The organism is Mucilaginibacter sp. (assembly GCF_028288225.1).
Taxonomy (GTDB): domain Bacteria; phylum Bacteroidota; class Bacteroidia; order Sphingobacteriales; family Sphingobacteriaceae; genus Mucilaginibacter.
The window spans coordinates 147,105-163,799 of sequence record NZ_JAQBOC010000045.1 but is presented as its reverse complement, the minus strand read 5'-3'; the positions used below and the strand labels follow the sequence as shown (position 1 = coordinate 163,799).

Below are 16,695 nucleotides of genomic sequence, written 5' to 3'. Positions count from 1 at the left end.
AAAACCATGTACGATAGCAGTATGAAATATAAATGGGACAATAAAAATGTATTGGACTATGCAATAAAAGAAGGCTTTGAACAGGGTCTTGAAAAAGGTCTTGAAAAAGGCATTGAAAAAGGCATTGAAAAAGGCAAACTTGAAGAAGCAAGAGAAATTGCCCGCGAACTTAAAAAAGAAGGGTTGGCAATTGAATTTATTGCAAAAACAACTAAGCTACCTGTTGAAGAAATAGAAAAGCTTTAACTTTTTTTACCACCTTCTGAAATTTTCGGCAGCAAACTGCAAACCTATTTAAACAATTCCCATCCTGTTTGAATCTAATTTAAGGAGGACAAACAACAGTATAGTAAAGCTTAATAGTGATGATCCGCCATAGCTGATAAATGGCAAAGGGATACCAATTACGGGCACCAGACCAATAGTCATGCCGATGTTTATCATTACATGGAAAAATATAACTGAAGCTACGCCATAACCGTAGATCCGTGAAAATGGCGATCGCTGTCGTTCGGCTATCAGTATAAGTCTCAGCACCAGGAATAAATACAGACCAATTACGGTTAATGAGCCGGCAAAGCCCCACTCCTCGCCTACCGTACAGAAAATAAAATCGGTACTTTGCTCTGGCACAAATGAATATTTGGTTTGTGTGCCCTTTAAATAGCCCTTACCCCACAATTTACCTGAACCAATAGCAATTTTAGATTGATTAAGGTTGTAGCCTTTCCCCCGTAAATCACTCTTTATTCCTAATATAATATCTATTCTTACCTTCTGATGCGGCTTTAGCACATTGTTGTAAATGAACTTTACACTAAAAACAAATACAATACAAATAGCCAGGCCAGCCAGCATGGTGTATACAACCCGCCTATTTCGGCGGAATAATAATATTACCAAGGTTACAAGTAACACTATAATAGTAATTACCCATAGTGGATTGTACAAAATAGCAGTAACAAACAGGGCTATAAACAATGCGCCTATAATTAAAAAGTACGGCGAAAGCCCTTCGCGGTATAAAACAAAAACAAGGGATAAAAAAACCAGCGTCGAACCCATATCAGGCTGCAGCATGATCAGGAACATAGGGATCCCAATAATAACCAATGCTATACCAAATGATTTGAACTCGGTAACCCTTATGTTAGGTCCGCTTAAATACCTGGCTAAAATTAAACAAGTAGTAAACTTCGCAAACTCCGAAGGCTGCAATCTGAATCCGCCGCCCAGCGAGATCCAGGCCTGGTTGCCGCCTACATTGCGGCCATGCACCAAAACAAGCAGCAGCAGTAGTAATGTTATAACATAAAAAGCGGGCGCAAGGGCCGTAAGAAACCGGCCCTCGAGCAGTAATATAATAATACCGACAACCAGCGATATTATTATAAACATAAACTGTTTACCGTAGTTGGTCTCAAAATCAATTATACTGGGATGCCTTTCATCAAACACAGCGGCATGAATGTTAAACAAGCCAATAGTGCATAACGCCAGGTAGATGAATACAGTTATCCAATCAACATTAAAAAAGAAGCTGCGCTGGTTATTTATCATCTTTCTTTGCTGGCTGTATGGCTAAAAACCTTGTTGACGAATCTTTTTTATTTTGACGGGATGCGCCTTTCAATCCCTTCATCTTCCTGTTTAATGAATCCTGCTTTTTTAATGAATCCTGCTTTTGTTTTTTAAGCAGATCTGCGGGTGAAACCTTCTTCCTGAAACGACTAAAATACAAAGCTGAATCAGGTAAGCGGTTGGCATTTGCATAATATTCAACAGTTATTCCCGATTCACGCGCCGAAATACTCCCTTTCAAATATTTTTCAACTATAAAACTGGCTATCGGGGCTGCCCAGTGGGCACCTTCACCTGAATTCTCAACCACCACTGCAATAGCAATTTTAGGGTTTTCCCTCGGTGCAAAAGCAACGAACACGGAATGCGCCTCGCCACCAGGGTTTTGCGCGGTTCCCGTTTTTCCGCACATGATGATGCCGGGAATTTTCGATCGTATCCCGGTACCCCGTTCAACCACCGCCTGCATCCCGTTTATAACCGGTTCAAAATACCCCGAATCTATCCCCACATAATTTCTTACGGTATATTCTTTCTTTATAACATTTTGCGCTCCAATAGCCTTTACTAAATGTGGCTTGTAGTAATAGCCATGATTAGCAATGGTGCACTCCAGGTTAGCCATTTGCAAAGGCGTAGCCAATAGCTCTCCCTGCCCAATGGCAAGCGAAATAATAGTACTTGCACGCCAGCCACCTTTCCGGTAGGTATTATCATAATATAATGGCGTAGGTACGTTGCCCCTGCTCTCGCCCGGAACGTCGAGGTCAAGCCTGCTTCCCAGGCCAAATTTCTTCACATTATTACGCCAGTCGGCATAGCTTGCTTCTGTTTGTTTGATGCCGTTATGATCGATGATCTTTTGAAAAACCATTGAAAAATACCCATTACATGATTCGGCCACGGCGCTGGTCATATTTACTAAACCGTGCGCTTCGCCGTTATTACACTTTATCCTTCTGTTGCCTGCCTGGTAATAACCCGGGCAATAATAAGTAGTTTGAGGCGTGATGATCCCCTCCTCTAAAGCAATAAGTGCGCTTAATGGCTTAAAAGACGAACCTGGCGGATACTTGGCCTGTACCGGCCGTATAAAAAACGGGTTGTAAACATCGGCATACATTTTTGCAGCATTATTACCTCGTTCACGCCCTACCATAAGGTTAGGATCGTAAGTGGGGCTGCTTACATAAGCCAGTATTTCACCCGTTGAGGGCTCAATAGCCACAATGCTGCCTACTTTATCTTGCATCAGCCTTTCGCCGAGCTTTTGTATGGTGATATCTAATGATGAGGTTAACCGCTGCCCGGCTACAGCTGCAGTATCAAACATGCCGTTGGCATACCTCCCTTTTGGCCTTCCGCGTGAGTCAACCATTTGATTTTCGACACCACGCTGTCCGCGCAGCACACTCTCATACGATTTTTCAACCCCTGTAATGCCAATAAAATCACCGGGATGATAGTATCCGTTAGATCGCTTAATATCATTATCCTGTACCTCTCCAATGTAACCCAAAAACTGGGCGGCTGCAGAATCGGGATAAATACGCAAATATCTTGGCGTTGAGTAAAAACCAAAAAACTCCGATAATCTTTCTGACACAGAAGCATATTTTGTTGCAGTCAACTGTTTTTCAAAAACAGATGCCAGGTTAGGCGAATATTTCCAGGCCTTGATCCATCTTTTATTAAATTCATCCCTGTCAATACCTAATATCCTGCAAAATTCAACGGTATCAAACGGCTTAACCTGGCGCGGTGTTACCATTATATCATAAAACGGTTCATTTTGTACAAGTACTTTTCCGTTGCGGTCAAGAATAGGGCCGCGAGCCGGGTATTTTATGACCTGCCTTAAAACGTTTTTGCTCGCGTAAATAGCATACTTATTGTCAATTATCTGGATATAGAACAGCCGGGCAAGCAGTATAAAAATTATTGTAATAAAAATTCCGGCTATAACGTACCGCCGCTCAAAAAAACTGTTCATTTACGCTCTTTTCTCTTAAAAAATAACAACCCTGAAATTAACATTAAAAACACTGTAAATAACGAACTCAATAAAACCCTGCTTATTGTAAGTTCTAATTGCGACAGGCTGAAAACTTCAAGGTTGATAAGAAAAAAATGATGAACAAGGGTAAGGATAACAGCATAGGTAAAAAACCATCTGAACCCCATAATGCTTAGCGTAGGCTCTGGCTCGTTATCAAATCCATCTTTTTGAACCGTGATGCTTATAAACAAAATACGTACAAAGGCCAATAAAACGCATGCAGCTGCATGCAGGCCGGGTGTATCATAAAAAGCATCAATTGTTATACCCAATATAAATGCCAGTGCGAACAATAAAATATTAGGCACTTCAAACGGCAGTAATAATATGAACAGGATATATAAATACGGTGTGGAGAGCCCATATAAGTTTATATTCTTCAGCAGAAAAACCTGTATAAAAACTAATACTATAAACCTTATAAGGTTAACTATAATTGTTTTACTCATCCTTTTTTTGCTGAGCCTCCAATCCCTCTTGTTCTTTGGCAAATTTGTTATCCACTATATCAACATATTGCAGTTTGCTAAAATCAACAGCAAGGGTAACTTCCATATTAAGGGCATAACCACCTGATTTTGTGTGCAGGTTGCTGATCTTACCGATTGGGATTCCCTCCGGAAAAAGCGAGTAGCCCGAGGTTACAACAGCTTCTCCTATTTTTGGCTGTGCATTGTTTGACACATCTTTAAGCACCCCTTTATGCGGGTTAAATTCATCGCCCCACTCAATGTAGCCTATTTCTTTATTGTTAGCAAGCATTGCGCTAAACTGTGAATCCTTGTGCAATAATGACTGAATAACCGAAAAATGGTCAGACACAATGATAACTTTACCAACTAGACCCAAATTGCAGATAACCCCCATGCCTTTTGCAATACCCTGCTTGCTGCCCTTATTAATAGTGAGGTAATTACTGCTTCTGTTAATTGAGTTATTAATTACCCTTGCAACAATATATTCATACTGCTGTTTGTATACGGTATCATTTACTTTATGCTTGCTTACCGTATCAACATAAAACGATGATTTAAGCTGGTTGCGTAAACGGGCATTTTCATGGGCCAGGCTGTCATTATAATCTTTTAAAGCAAGATATCCCTTAAACTCGCTCAATTTGGCAAATAGGTTACCTGTAACCGTATTTGACGAATTAATAAAGGTAGCCTTTTGAAAAGAGTTGTATTTTATGTAGATAAGCAGTGCCGAAACCTCAAAAATGATGAACAAAAAGAATGCGTTATACTTAGTGATAAATATCAGGAGGTTACGCATGGGTTAGTGAGATTTGAGATATGAGATATGAGATGTGAGATAGAAAACTTCATATTGTCTCATATCTCATATCTCACTTCTCATATCTGGATTACTGCATTAAAAATTTAAAATTACCAATATTTTTCAGGGCTGTGCCTGTTCCGCGTACTACTGCGCGCAATGGATCTTCGGCAACATGGACCGGCAATTTGGTTTTTGCGGCTATACGTTTATCAAGGCCACGCAGTAAAGCGCCGCCACCGGTTAAATAAATGCCGGTTTGATAAATATCTGCCGAAAGCTCCGGCGGGGTGATCTCTAACGCCTTCAGGATAGCTTCCTCAATTTTCGAAATGGATTTGTCAAGGCAATGCGCAATTTCAGAATAGGAAACCATTATTTGTTTTGGTACCCCTGTCATCAGGTCGCGGCCCTGTACTGCAAAATCCGTTGGTGGATCGGCCAGTTCCGGTAATGCAGCACCAACCTCTATTTTAATCTTCTCCGCGGTTCTGTCGCCTATCATAATGTTATGCTGACGACGGATATATTGTACAATATCTGAGTCAAAGTTATCACCGGCAACCCGGATAGACTGATCACAAACGATACCTGACAAGGCAATAACCGCAATCTCGGTTGTACCACCGCCAATATCAATGATCATATTGCCCATCGGCTCTTCCACGTCAATACCAATACCTACCGCAGCAGCCATTGGCTCATGGATCAGGTAAACTTCTTTCGCTCCTGCAATTTCGGCCGAGTCACGCACGGCACGTTTTTCAACTTCGGTAATACCTGATGGAATACAAATAACCATCCGTAATGATGGAAAGAACCAGCCTTTACCCTGGTTTATCATTTTTATCATCCCGCGGATCATGTGCTCAGCAGCGTTAAAATCGGCAATTACTCCGTCTTTAAGTGGTCTGACAGTACGAATATTATCATGTGTTTTGCCTTCCATCTGCATGGCCTGGCGGCCAATGGCAATTACTTTATTGGTTGTACGGTCAAAAGCTACAATTGATGGTTCATCAACAACAACTTTATCATTATGTATTATGAGGGTATTTGCGGTACCTAAATCAATAGCGATTTCTTGTGTAAAAAAATTAAATAGACCCATTTAGTGTTATTTCAAAAATAAGCGTCAAAATTAAATATTTAATAGCACGAATTTCACGAATGTAAGCTAATTAAAACGAATTAACCTATGCCTTTTCAGTTAGTTAACTAATATTATACAATTCGTGTAATTCGTATTTTATTCGTGTAATTAGTGTTACTTGGTTTTATTATTAATGTTTAAAATGGCGTATGCCGGTAGTAACCATCGAAATGTTTTTCAGATCACACATTTCAATAGAAAGCTTGTCGTTTATTGAACCTCCGGGTTGTAAAACAGCCAAAATTCCGGCTTCAGCTGCTAATTCAACGCAATCAGGAAAAGGAAAAAAAGCATCAGATGCCATAACCGCCCCTCTCAGATCAAACCCAAAGCTTTCGGCTTTAATAACTGCCTGCCTCAGTGAATCAACCCTTGAAGTTTGCCCTACACCACTTGCCATTAGCTGACCGTTTTTTGCAAACACAATAGTGTTTGATTTGGTGTGTTTTACTACTTTATTGGCAAAAAACAGGTCACGCTTTTCGTGTTCTGTAGGTTGTCTTTTTGTAACAGTTGTCATTTGTTCCGGTCCCTCAATCACCGCGTCTTTATCTTGTTCAATTACACCGTTCAGTAATGTTTTAAACAATTTAGCAGGTAATTCAACCACCTGGCGGATGAGTATAATACGGTTCTTTTTCCCTTTTAGTATTTCTACGGCCTCATCAGTATAAGCGGGAGCTATTAATACCTCGTAAAAGATCTTGCTGATCTCGGCAGCTGTTTCTGCATCAATTTCATCATTGGCAATTATAACACCACCAAATGCGGAAACCGGGTCGCAGGCCAGGGCATCTATCCAGGCTTCCTTTATAAAACTGCGAGAAGCAATACCGCATGCATTGGTATGTTTTAAAATAGCTACTGTAGGCTCGGTAAACTCATCAATTAAAGCAACTGCTGCATCAACATCAACAAGGTTGTTGTATGACAGCTCTTTCCCATGCAGTTTGGTGAACATCCTGTCCAGATCGCCATAAAAAACACCTTTTTGGTGTGGGTTCTCGCCATAGCGCAATACCTGGCTGGTTTGTATGCTTTCTTTAAATACCGGAAGCGGGTCTTCCTGGTTAAAATATTTAAAAATGGCGGTATCGTAGTTTGATGAAATATTAAATGCTTTATGGGCAAATGACCGGCGCTGGTCAAGAGTGGTTGTTCCGCCCTGCGTTTTTAACAGATCTTCAAGTACAGGGTAGTCTGCTTTTGATGCAACTATCACCACATCCTTAAAGTTTTTAGCGGCTGCGCGGATCAAAGAGATCCCGCCAATATCAATTTTTTCAATGATCTCATCTTCTTCAGCATTTGACCTCACGGTTTCTTCAAAAGGGTAAAGATCAACTATCACCAAATCAATCTCAGGTATTTCAAATTGTGCCAGTTGCTGCTCATCACCTTCAAAATTTCTACGCGCTAAAATCCCGCCAAACACTTTGGGGTGCAGCGTTTTAACACGGCCGCCTAATATTGACGGGTATGAGGTAAGCTCCTCAACAGGTATTACATTAACACCTAAATTACGGATAAAAGTTTCCGTTCCACCGGTAGAATATATATTAACGCCAAGGCGGTTTAACTCATTAATTATTGGCTCTAAATTATCTTTGTAGTAAACAGAAATTAAAGCATTCTTTATTTGCACTGACTCGCTCATTTACAGGAAGTTTTTTGAGCCGCAAAGGTAGGAATTAGAGATTAGAGATTTGGGATTGGAGGTTAGTTTTTTTAAACTTTTTTATCATTAGGTTTTTATACCCAAAAAATCTGCTAAGCTTTGAAAACTTCGTAAGTTTAAGGACGTTTATCAACCGATATTATGACTGAAAAAATAAATAACTATGAAGATCTCGATGCAAATGCAATGGCGAAGGCGTCAGAAGAAAAGCTACAGATGAAGAATTAATAGATTTTCTAAATATTTACATATAAAATAAAATAGCATTGGCTGTTACTTCCTGACTAATCTCCAGCCTCTAATCACTACCCTCAACTCTTCATTTTCTTTAACAAACTCTCAATTACTCTTGGGAAGTGCTGATGCTCCAATTGCTGGCCTTTAAATTTCACAACCTCCAGGTTATCGTCAGGCTCAATTTTAAATTTAGACTGATGGATGATCTCACCCTCATCAAACTGATCGCTTACAAAATGTATGGTTATGCCTGATTCTTCATCTTTGGCAGCAAGTACAGCTTTATGCACATGATCGCCATACATACCTTTACCGCCATACTTGGGGAGCAATGCAGGATGCAGGTTTATTATTTTATTGGGGAATGCATTTAATAATGATGCAGGTACAAGCCATAAAAATCCGGCAAGCACAATCAAATCAACCTGCAGGTTTTTTAATAACCTGATAACATCATCAGTATCATAAAATTCATGCCGGGTAAAAATGTGCGAGGGAATCTCAAAATTGTCAGATCGCTGTAATACGTAAGCCTGCGGGTTGTTGGTTAACACTAATACAACTTCGGCTTCGGCATTGCGTTTAAAATGCTCCATAATTTTTTGAGCATTTGATCCTGAACCTGAAGCAAAAATGGCAATTCTTTTTTTCATTAAAATCGTGTGCTTTTTAATGGTAATGAAGCTATTTGTACAATTTACTTCCTCACCGGTATTGGCGAAAGCAATATTTTTATTACAAATTCAACTTTACAACAGCCCAAATATAACGTTTTAACCACAATAATTGTTCGCTTGAATAGGAATTAAGCCCTTTTTAAATTTTCAAGCATTTGCGTTGCTTAACAGGAAAGTTGTGAGATAAGTTTAGTTGGTTCCTGACAGCTTTTGGCGTATAAATCCATACTTAACAATTTTCCTTGGCTGTGTTAAGGAGTAATTTGGTGCTATATCCCCCGTGTTAAGCACCATGGAATACTGCCCCAGGTTTATTATCTGGGAATTTATAAATGGCTTTGTAGTTATGGTGGCAGTACTATCACAAACCATATTGGCAATTAAAAAAAGCTTATTGGGCGTAAGGGACCATTTACCGGATGCAAGTGGCTGCGTTACGCAGTTAAAATTTGCATAGGTACAGGTAAAGTCCGTTTTAAAAGTAAAAAACTGTGAACAGGTATCATTTATAGTAGTATCTGATATTTGGGTATTACCGGTATATTGAGTTATTTCTATAGATGCCAGTTGCCAGGTACCACCAGTAAAAAGTGTTTCAATAGGGTTCTGACCCGTTTTTTTACAAGAATTAACGATCAGCCCTGTAATTAAAATCAATAAAAGCAACAAGTATCTTTTTTTCATCAGGAATATATCCGCAAAAATAAAAATTCCGGCTGTATAAATAGCACAGGAATAATTATAACTGCTTTCAATCGCACATTATTGTTTGGAAGTCCGAAAGATGCTTTTAAAGGGATAAAGGTTAGCATTCTGAAATTCTTTTTTCCTTTTAACTTTGTGACATGCGCATTCCATTTAATAAACTCCGGGCCGAATTTAAACGTGTATTGCTTTCAATAAATTTTACAGAAGAAAAGGCTGAGCTATGCGCAACCATTTTTGCGGAGAACAGCCGTGACGGTGTTTATACGCATGGCTTAAACCGCTTTCCTGTTTTTGTTGAATATGTAAAGGAAGGGTTGGTGAAACCTGATGCTGAGCCCACAAAAGACGGTGCATTTGGATCGTTAGAACAATGGAACGGTAATTTAGGGGCCGGGATATTAAATGCCGGTTTTTGCATGGGCAGGGCTATTGAACTTGCAAAGAAGAACGGGATTGGCTGTGTGTCCCTTAAAAACACAAATCATTGGATGCGTGCCGGCGCTTATGGCTGGCAGGCTGCCGAAGCCGGGCTGTTAGGGATTTGCTTTACCAATACCATTGCCAACCTGCCACCCTGGGGCGGAATAGACCCGCGTTTAGGCAACAATCCGCTGGTTATTGCCATCCCCCGAAAGGGCGGACATGTGGTGCTGGATATGGCTGTCTCTCAATATTCCGTTGGTAAGTTAAATCAATATAAAAACAATAATGAGGCGCTGCCATTACCCGGCGGTTATGATGATGAAGGAAACTTAAGCACCAATGCTGCGGAAATACTGGAATCAAAAAGGTTATTGCCGGTAGGTTTCTGGAAAGGTTCCGGCCTTTCATTAGTGCTCGATCTGCTGGCGACCGTACTTAGCCAAGGCAACTCAACAGCGAAGATCACCCAAAGTGAAAAAGAATTTAGCATATCGCAGGTATTTATCTGCATTAAGCCTGAAAATAACACCTACACTGAGCAAGCTATTGAAGAGATCATCAGCTATACCAAAACCAGCAGGCCCGAATACGAAGGCGGCTCCATTTCCTATCCCGGCGAAAACACTTTAAGAACAAGAGAAAAAAGTTTGAAGGAGGGCGTTTTGGTGGATGAGAAGATTTGGGAGAAGGTTCTGGAGCTGTAAGATCGCCTGAACCCGGATTTATTGAATTTGGAAGTTAATTTAAGCAAGGCAGCTACCAAAACCACTTTAATATACTTGATCACGTACAATAGTGACGACCATCATTAATTAATGCCCGTTATTAGTGTAAATTTGTCTTATCATCACATATCTTAAAAATAAAATTATGGAAACATTAATTCAAAAAGGGGATGTGAATAAAACTGAACCTAAAGTAAATTCAATATCGGATGATTCAGGAAAAACCATGAAGGCGTTGGTTTATCATGGACCAGGGAAAAAAGCATGGGAAGATAAACCTGTACCTGTAATAGAAAAAACCACAGACGCCATAGTTAAAATTCTGAAAACAACCATATGCGGAACTGACCTCCACATAATGAAGGGTGATGTTCCGGAAGTTACAGATGGCAGGATAATAGGCCATGAAGGCGTTGGAATAATTGACGAGGTTGGAAATTCGGTAAGTAGTTTCAAAAAAGGTGACCATGTATTGATCTCGTGCATAACATCATGTGGTAAATGTGAATATTGTAAAAAAGGCATGTATTCACATTGTGAGGATGGCGGATGGATCTTAGGTCACCTTATTGACGGTACCCAGGCAGAATACGTAAGGATCCCGCATGCAGATAACAGTCTTTACCCGATTCCGGCAGGTGCTGATGAAGAAGCTTTGGTTATGCTGAGCGATATTTTACCTACAGGTTTTGAATGCGGCGTATTAAACGGACAGGTAAAACCCGGCGATACAATAGCTATTGTAGGTTCGGGGCCAATAGGCATAGCTGCGTTATTGACTGCCCAGTTTTATACGCCTGCTGAAATTATTATGATTGACCAGGATGACAACCGCCTTAGTGTTGCTAAAACTTTCGGGGCAACCCAAACAATTAACAGTGCGAATGAAGATGCAGTTAAAAAGATCATGAGCCTTACAGGTGGAAAAGGGGTTGATGTGGCTATTGAAGCCGTTGGCATACCTGAAACTTTTGAATTATGCCAGGAAATAATAGCGCCCGGCGGCCGGATTGCAAATATTGGTGTACATGGTAAAAGTGCAACCCTTCACCTGGAGACTTTGTGGTCGAAAAATATAACCATTACTACCAGGCTGGTTGATACCGTTACTACACCAATGCTTTTAAAAACTGTTCAGTCAAAAAAACTACAGCCTAATCAACTAATCACTCACCATTTCAGGTTAAACCAGGTTATGGAGGCATACGATACATTTGGCAACGCTGCAAAAGAAAAAGCTTTGAAGGTTATATTGACAAATGAATAAGTTTCTGAGTCAGATAGATTTGTCAACTTTTAAAAAGTTGACAAATCTAAATTATTGGTAAAGTGCTAAATAACTGGCATTACCTTTATTATATTCGAAGAACCCAATATCTTCAAATGTATATCCGTTTTATTACTCAATTTATTAACGATGATAATGAATATGAAACGGGTGTTTTCCATGCACTTCGACACATATGCGAGCATTCATTAACAAGCAAGGAGGATGTTAATGAACTAAAAGCGTTAAACGGGTGGTTCAATGCCAATTTAGATAAACCAACCAAATTTTCTAACGCAACAAATAAAAACCCCGCTTCAATATCCCTCTCGTGGTTTAAGGATACAGCAAAAGAGCATTTGCTTAAAACAAATGATATTATCAAAATATTGGAAAGATATGATTTGATTATAGAAAGGTTAACTTCTAAAAGCCCTGGATATATTGTTTATGAAGACGATCACCAGGTATCAGCTATACCTTTTAAAAGTGACAGAACTAAAGTTTTATAATCCTATCAATCTTGACTTTTGACTCCGGACTAATGGCTCAAGACTCAATCACTACCTCCCATCATCATTCCTTCAAACCGCTCCCAAAAACCATCTTGGGGTACAGGGGCAATAATACATATAGGTTCTTTTTTTATGGGGTGGATAAATTCCAGCTTGCGGGCATGCAGGCTGATGCTTTTACGCAGGCTGCCACGTGGATAGCCGTATTTATTATCACCAACAATGGGGCAACCGAGGGTTGAAAGCTGCACCCTGATCTGGTGCGGACGGCCGGTTATCGGGTCTACTTCAATTAAATAATAACCGTTAAGCTCGCCTACTAATTTATAGCTTAGTTCTGCCCGCTGACTGCCTATTACTTCGCGGTCATGTGCTTTGGTAACATTTTTCTGTGGATTTTTAACCAGCCAGTGTATCAGCGTACCGGCTTCGGGTTGTGGCCTGTTACGTACAACCGCATAATAGGTTTTATGCATTTCGCGGCCTTTAAACATGGCGTTTACCCGCTCCAAAGCCTTGCTGGTTTTGGCAAACAGGATAACGCCGCTTACAGGCCTGTCAAGCCGGTGTACCACACCCAGGAAAGCGCCATTTGGTTTATTATATTTAGTGGCGATGTATTTCTTCACCTTATCATCCAGCGATTCATCACCCGTATCATCCACTTGCACAATATCGCCCGCGCGCTTATTAACCGCAATCAAATGATTATCCTCATAAAGGATATCACTGTCAGTAATTTCGTGGTTGATATATTTTATATTGACTTTGGACATATTTGTTTGTTTGTAGTCGATGGACCATGGTCGATGGTCGATGGTCCATGGTCGATAGTCCATGGTCCATGGTCCATAGTAATAATTTCTTACCATAGTCTATGGACTATCGACTATAGACTTTCTCTCTTACCATGGTCTATGGACTATCGACTATGGACTTTCTCTCCTACCATGGTCTATGGACTATCGACCATGGACTCCATAACTAATACTCCTCCTTTTCGTTCGGGAAGCTTTTAGTTTTTATATCGCTAACATAATTTTGGATAGCATTGTTCATCACTTCATGCAGATCGGCATACTTACGTAAAAATCGGGGCGAAAAGCCTTTGTTTATCCCGAGCATATCATGGATCACCAGTACCTGTCCGTCACAACTTTGACCGGCGCCTATGCCAACGGTAGGGATACTTAAACTCTCGCTCACCTGTTTGGCCAATAAAGCGGGAATCTTTTCGAGCACTATTCCAAAGCAGCCCAGTTCCTGCAGCTTTATGGCATCTTCCCTTAGCTTTTGTGCCTCAGCTTCCTCTTTAGCCCTTACTGTATAAGTACCGAATTTATAAATAGACTGCGGTGTTAAACCCAAATGCCCCATAACCGGGATGCCGGCTGTAAGGATGCGGCTTACTGATTCAGCTATTTCAACTCCTCCTTCAATTTTTACGCCATGTGCGCCTGATTCCTTCATAATGCGGATGGCAGAATTAAGCGCCTCCTTTGAGTTGCCCTGGTATGAACCAAAAGGCAGATCGACAATAACCAGGGCTCTTTTTGCAGCCCGTACTACCGATGATGCATGATAGATCATCTGATCAAGAGTTATTGGCAACGTAGTTTCATGCCCGGCCATTACGTTTGATGCTGAATCGCCCACCAGTATAATATCCACCCCGGCTTCATCAACAATAGCAGCCATTGAATAATCATAGGCAGTAAGCATGGCAATCTTCTCGCCATGGTTTTTCATTTCCTGCAAAATATGCGTGGTAATTCTTTTAACCTCTTTATGTATTGACATGGATAATGTTTTAGTGGGTACAAATGTAAAAATTGAAAAACACTAATTGCACGAATTAATTCGAATTACACGAATTGAGGGTAATTTCGGATTTCAGATGTTCGATTTCGGAATTATTTTTTGGCGTTAAATATTAGTACACGATAGATTGATCAGAAAGATATTCGAGTGCCCTTAATTCCTCAACATTGGAAATAGAAATGATTTGTCCATTTTTGATCAGATTAATTTTATCAGCAACTTCTAAAACATCCAAGTAATAATGATCAGTAATTATAAAGCCTTTATATAATTTGTACTCAATTAATTTTTCTTTGATCAAATCTCTATACAAGGGCTCAACCATTGAAAAGGGTTCATCAAGTAAAATAAAATGATGGTCGAGGTTTAATAATAGAATGAATTGTAAGTAGCGTTGCTGTCCCGGCGATAAAGTCCTGACTTCTTTATTTAGCATCCCATTAATTCCCTGGGCGTAAAATACTTTATCCTGATTTCCGGCATTTGTGATGTAAACAGAAATTAAATTTCTAACCTTTAATCCTTTTGGCAGCATAACTTCCTGCGGATGATATCCAACTGTAGTTAAATCACCATTCTTCGCCCAGGGCTGATTGTTTAAATAGGCCTCAATATGATCAGGCTTTAATGTGCCGAAAAGTATTTTAAAGAGAGTAGATTTGCCTGAGCCATTTCTGCCCAGGATGCCAATTACTTCCCCGGTTTTACACTCAAATGCGCATTCTGAAAGTATATTTTTTTTACCGAAACTATGCGTAACGGATTTTACCTGTAGCTTATGCTCCATATTAATAAAATAAATGATGAAGCTGCGAGATTGATGATGAAAGTTTTTAATTGTAAATATCTAATGGACAAGCCCGCATTTATATAAAAGCAATATTCTATACTTTGAAAGTATTTATAAGCCATAAAAGATATAAGTACCCCAAATGTTCCAAAAAGTATAATGGCTTCTGTTATATCAGCCCACAAGTTCGTAGTTAAAGATCTTACAATGGCAAAAAAAATACAGAAGAGGAGGTTGTATTTTGTAACACTGAAATAATAATTAAAAAATAACCTGGCCATTTGGTAACACTGAAGTTATAGAACAACAAACAAACATGTTTATTATCGTTTGGTAAACATAATGATAACTTCTTTAACCTATATCCAAAAAATCCGAAATCGAACGTCCGAACGGCGCGCTCTCTTGAACACCTTAAAAAACAAAACGCATCCAAAAAAATCCGAAATCGAAATTCCGAATTCCGAAATAAAACCTTACCTTTGCGGCGTGAATCAGGAAGTAACTCACTTCAATATTTCGGGCTGTTTTCACGGAGCGCTGCACCAGGCAAACCGGCTTTTTAACCATTCAATTTTTTTGATCAATGACTTATTTCACCAAATTACCTGCGGTATTATTACTGGCTGACGGAACTGTTTTTTATGGTAAAGCTGCCGGAAAAATGGGAACAACCACCGGCGAGATCTGCTTTAATACAGGGATGACCGGCTACCAGGAAATTTTTACCGACCCTTCTTACTTCGGGCAAATAATGGTTACTACCAATGCTCACATTGGCAATTATGGCATAGCTGATAATGAAGTTGAATCGGGACAGATCCAGATTGCGGGCCTTGTTTGTAAAAATTACAACATTGCTTACAGCCGCAAGCAGGCCAATGAATCAATCCAGGATTATTTCCAGGAGCAAAACATTGTTGGGATCTCTGATATTGACACCCGCCAGCTGGTTAGGCATATCCGCGATAAAGGTGCAATGAACGCCATTATCTCATCAGAGGTGCTGGATCTTGAAGAACTGAAAGCAAAACTTGCCGAAGTACCTTCAATGGACGGACTTGAATTGTCATCAAAAGTATCAACTACTGAAACCTATACCTTCGGCGATGAAAATGCGGCTTACCGTGTTGCAGTACTTGATCTGGGTGTAAAGAAAAACATCCTTCGCAATTTTGACGACAGGGATGTATACGCAAAAGTATTCCCGGCAAAAACCACGTTTGAGGAAATGGAGAAGGATTTTGATCCTACAGGTTACTTTATCTCTAACGGTCCCGGCGATCCGTCTGCCATGCCTTATGCTGTTGACACGGTAAAAAAAGTACTGGCCTCTGATAAACCAATGTTCGGGATTTGCCTTGGTCACCAGCTGCTTGCATTGGCGAATGACATCCCAACCATAAAAATGTTTAACGGTCACCGCGGCTTAAATCACCCGGTAAAAAATATAATTATTAACCATTGTGAGGTTACTTCACAAAACCATGGCTTTGGCGTGGTGCCTGAAGCCGTAAGGGCGTCAGACAAGGTGGAGATCACCCACGTAAACCTTAACGATCAATCAATCGAGGGCATTCGCGTAAAAGGTAAAAAAGCATTCTCGGTACAATATCACCCTGAATCATCTCCCGGCCCGCATGACAGCAGGTATTTGTTTGATGATTTTATTGAGCTGATGAAATAAAAGGAGATAATTTCGTAGAGACGCGACGCATCGCGTCTCCCGCCTGCTAATTATACGTCAGAAATTTGAAATGCAAAGTTTAAGACGCGAAGCATG

Annotated in this window: 15 protein-coding genes and 1 pseudogene; 5 read left to right on the top strand and 11 right to left on the bottom strand. The window is 40.1% G+C overall.

The genetic code is table 11. The features are described from left to right. Positions 1 to 246 (top strand): annotated as a pseudogene (locus tag JWQ54_RS14225) (hypothetical protein); the annotation flags it as partial. Positions 247 to 294: 48 nt separating this feature from the next. On the opposite strand, the gene rodA reads toward JWQ54_RS14225, so the two are convergent. From rodA to JWQ54_RS14185, 8 genes are all read right to left on the bottom strand, one after another. Next, positions 295 to 1,560 carry a rod shape-determining protein RodA gene (gene rodA / locus JWQ54_RS14220; protein ID WP_299585782.1) on the bottom strand — a complete coding sequence of 422 codons (1,266 nt, stop codon included), beginning with the start codon at positions 1,558 to 1,560 and terminating at the stop codon, positions 295 to 297. Then, positions 1,550 to 3,574, bottom strand: a complete 2,025-nt coding sequence (mrdA, locus tag JWQ54_RS14215) for a penicillin-binding protein 2 (protein WP_299585780.1) — start codon at positions 3,572 to 3,574, stop codon at positions 1,550 to 1,552. The genes rodA and mrdA overlap by 11 nt, the downstream gene beginning before the upstream one ends. Continuing rightward, positions 3,571 to 4,089: a rod shape-determining protein MreD gene (locus tag JWQ54_RS14210; RefSeq protein WP_299585778.1), complete on the bottom strand. Its 519-nt coding sequence runs from the start codon at positions 4,087 to 4,089 to the stop codon at positions 3,571 to 3,573. Before JWQ54_RS14210 ends, mrdA begins: the two co-directional genes overlap by 4 nt. After that, the gene (gene mreC, locus JWQ54_RS14205) at positions 4,082 to 4,915 is read right to left on the bottom strand and encodes a rod shape-determining protein MreC (RefSeq protein ID WP_299585776.1); all 834 of its coding nucleotides are present in this window, start codon (positions 4,913 to 4,915) and stop codon (positions 4,082 to 4,084) included. Before mreC ends, JWQ54_RS14210 begins: the two co-directional genes overlap by 8 nt. A gap of 91 nt (positions 4,916 to 5,006) precedes the next feature. Then, the gene (locus JWQ54_RS14200; RefSeq protein WP_073405201.1) at positions 5,007 to 6,029 is read right to left on the bottom strand and encodes a rod shape-determining protein; all 1,023 of its coding nucleotides are present in this window, start codon (positions 6,027 to 6,029) and stop codon (positions 5,007 to 5,009) included. Positions 6,030 to 6,201: 172 nt separating this feature from the next. Continuing rightward, positions 6,202 to 7,728 carry a bifunctional phosphoribosylaminoimidazolecarboxamide formyltransferase/IMP cyclohydrolase gene (gene purH / locus JWQ54_RS14195; RefSeq protein ID WP_299585774.1) on the bottom strand — a complete coding sequence of 509 codons (1,527 nt, stop codon included), beginning with the start codon at positions 7,726 to 7,728 and terminating at the stop codon, positions 6,202 to 6,204. Positions 7,729 to 8,060: 332 nt separating this feature from the next. Beyond that, the gene (purN, locus tag JWQ54_RS14190) at positions 8,061 to 8,639 is read right to left on the bottom strand and encodes a phosphoribosylglycinamide formyltransferase (RefSeq protein ID WP_299585772.1); all 579 of its coding nucleotides are present in this window, start codon (positions 8,637 to 8,639) and stop codon (positions 8,061 to 8,063) included. A gap of 213 nt (positions 8,640 to 8,852) precedes the next feature. Further along, positions 8,853 to 9,347 (bottom strand): hypothetical protein, encoded by a 495-nt coding sequence (locus JWQ54_RS14185; RefSeq protein ID WP_299585770.1) that lies wholly within the window; start codon positions 9,345 to 9,347, stop codon positions 8,853 to 8,855. 161 nt (positions 9,348 to 9,508) lie between these two features. On the opposite strand from JWQ54_RS14185, the gene yiaK reads away from it, so the two are divergent. From yiaK to JWQ54_RS14170, 3 genes are all read left to right on the top strand, one after another. Then, entirely contained in the window at positions 9,509 to 10,498 is a 990-nt protein-coding gene (gene yiaK, locus JWQ54_RS14180) for a 3-dehydro-L-gulonate 2-dehydrogenase (protein WP_299585768.1), read from the top strand. Positions 10,499 to 10,664: 166 nt separating this feature from the next. Beyond that, positions 10,665 to 11,786 (top strand): zinc-dependent alcohol dehydrogenase family protein, encoded by a 1,122-nt coding sequence (locus tag JWQ54_RS14175; protein ID WP_299585766.1) that lies wholly within the window; start codon positions 10,665 to 10,667, stop codon positions 11,784 to 11,786. 116 nt (positions 11,787 to 11,902) lie between these two features. Beyond that, on the top strand, positions 11,903 to 12,298 hold the full coding sequence (locus JWQ54_RS14170) for a hypothetical protein (RefSeq protein WP_299585763.1): 396 nt from the start codon (positions 11,903 to 11,905) through the stop codon (positions 12,296 to 12,298). Between the two features lie 44 nt (positions 12,299 to 12,342). Here JWQ54_RS14170 and JWQ54_RS14165 read toward each other — a convergent pair whose 3' ends face one another. The 3 genes from JWQ54_RS14165 to JWQ54_RS14155 form a co-directional block, all read right to left on the bottom strand. Beyond that, positions 12,343 to 13,077, bottom strand: coding sequence for an RluA family pseudouridine synthase (locus JWQ54_RS14165; protein WP_299585788.1), 735 nt, complete (start codon positions 13,075 to 13,077; stop codon positions 12,343 to 12,345). A gap of 208 nt (positions 13,078 to 13,285) precedes the next feature. Then, positions 13,286 to 14,101: a 3-methyl-2-oxobutanoate hydroxymethyltransferase gene (panB, locus tag JWQ54_RS14160; RefSeq protein WP_299585761.1), complete on the bottom strand. Its 816-nt coding sequence runs from the start codon at positions 14,099 to 14,101 to the stop codon at positions 13,286 to 13,288. Between the two features lie 133 nt (positions 14,102 to 14,234). Further along, on the bottom strand, positions 14,235 to 14,909 hold the full coding sequence (locus JWQ54_RS14155) for an ATP-binding cassette domain-containing protein (RefSeq protein WP_299585759.1): 675 nt from the start codon (positions 14,907 to 14,909) through the stop codon (positions 14,235 to 14,237). Between the two features lie 589 nt (positions 14,910 to 15,498). On the opposite strand from JWQ54_RS14155, the gene carA reads away from it, so the two are divergent. After that, on the top strand, positions 15,499 to 16,599 hold the full coding sequence (gene carA / locus JWQ54_RS14150; RefSeq protein WP_299585757.1) for a glutamine-hydrolyzing carbamoyl-phosphate synthase small subunit: 1,101 nt from the start codon (positions 15,499 to 15,501) through the stop codon (positions 16,597 to 16,599). The last annotated feature ends 96 nt before the right edge of the window (positions 16,600 to 16,695 follow it).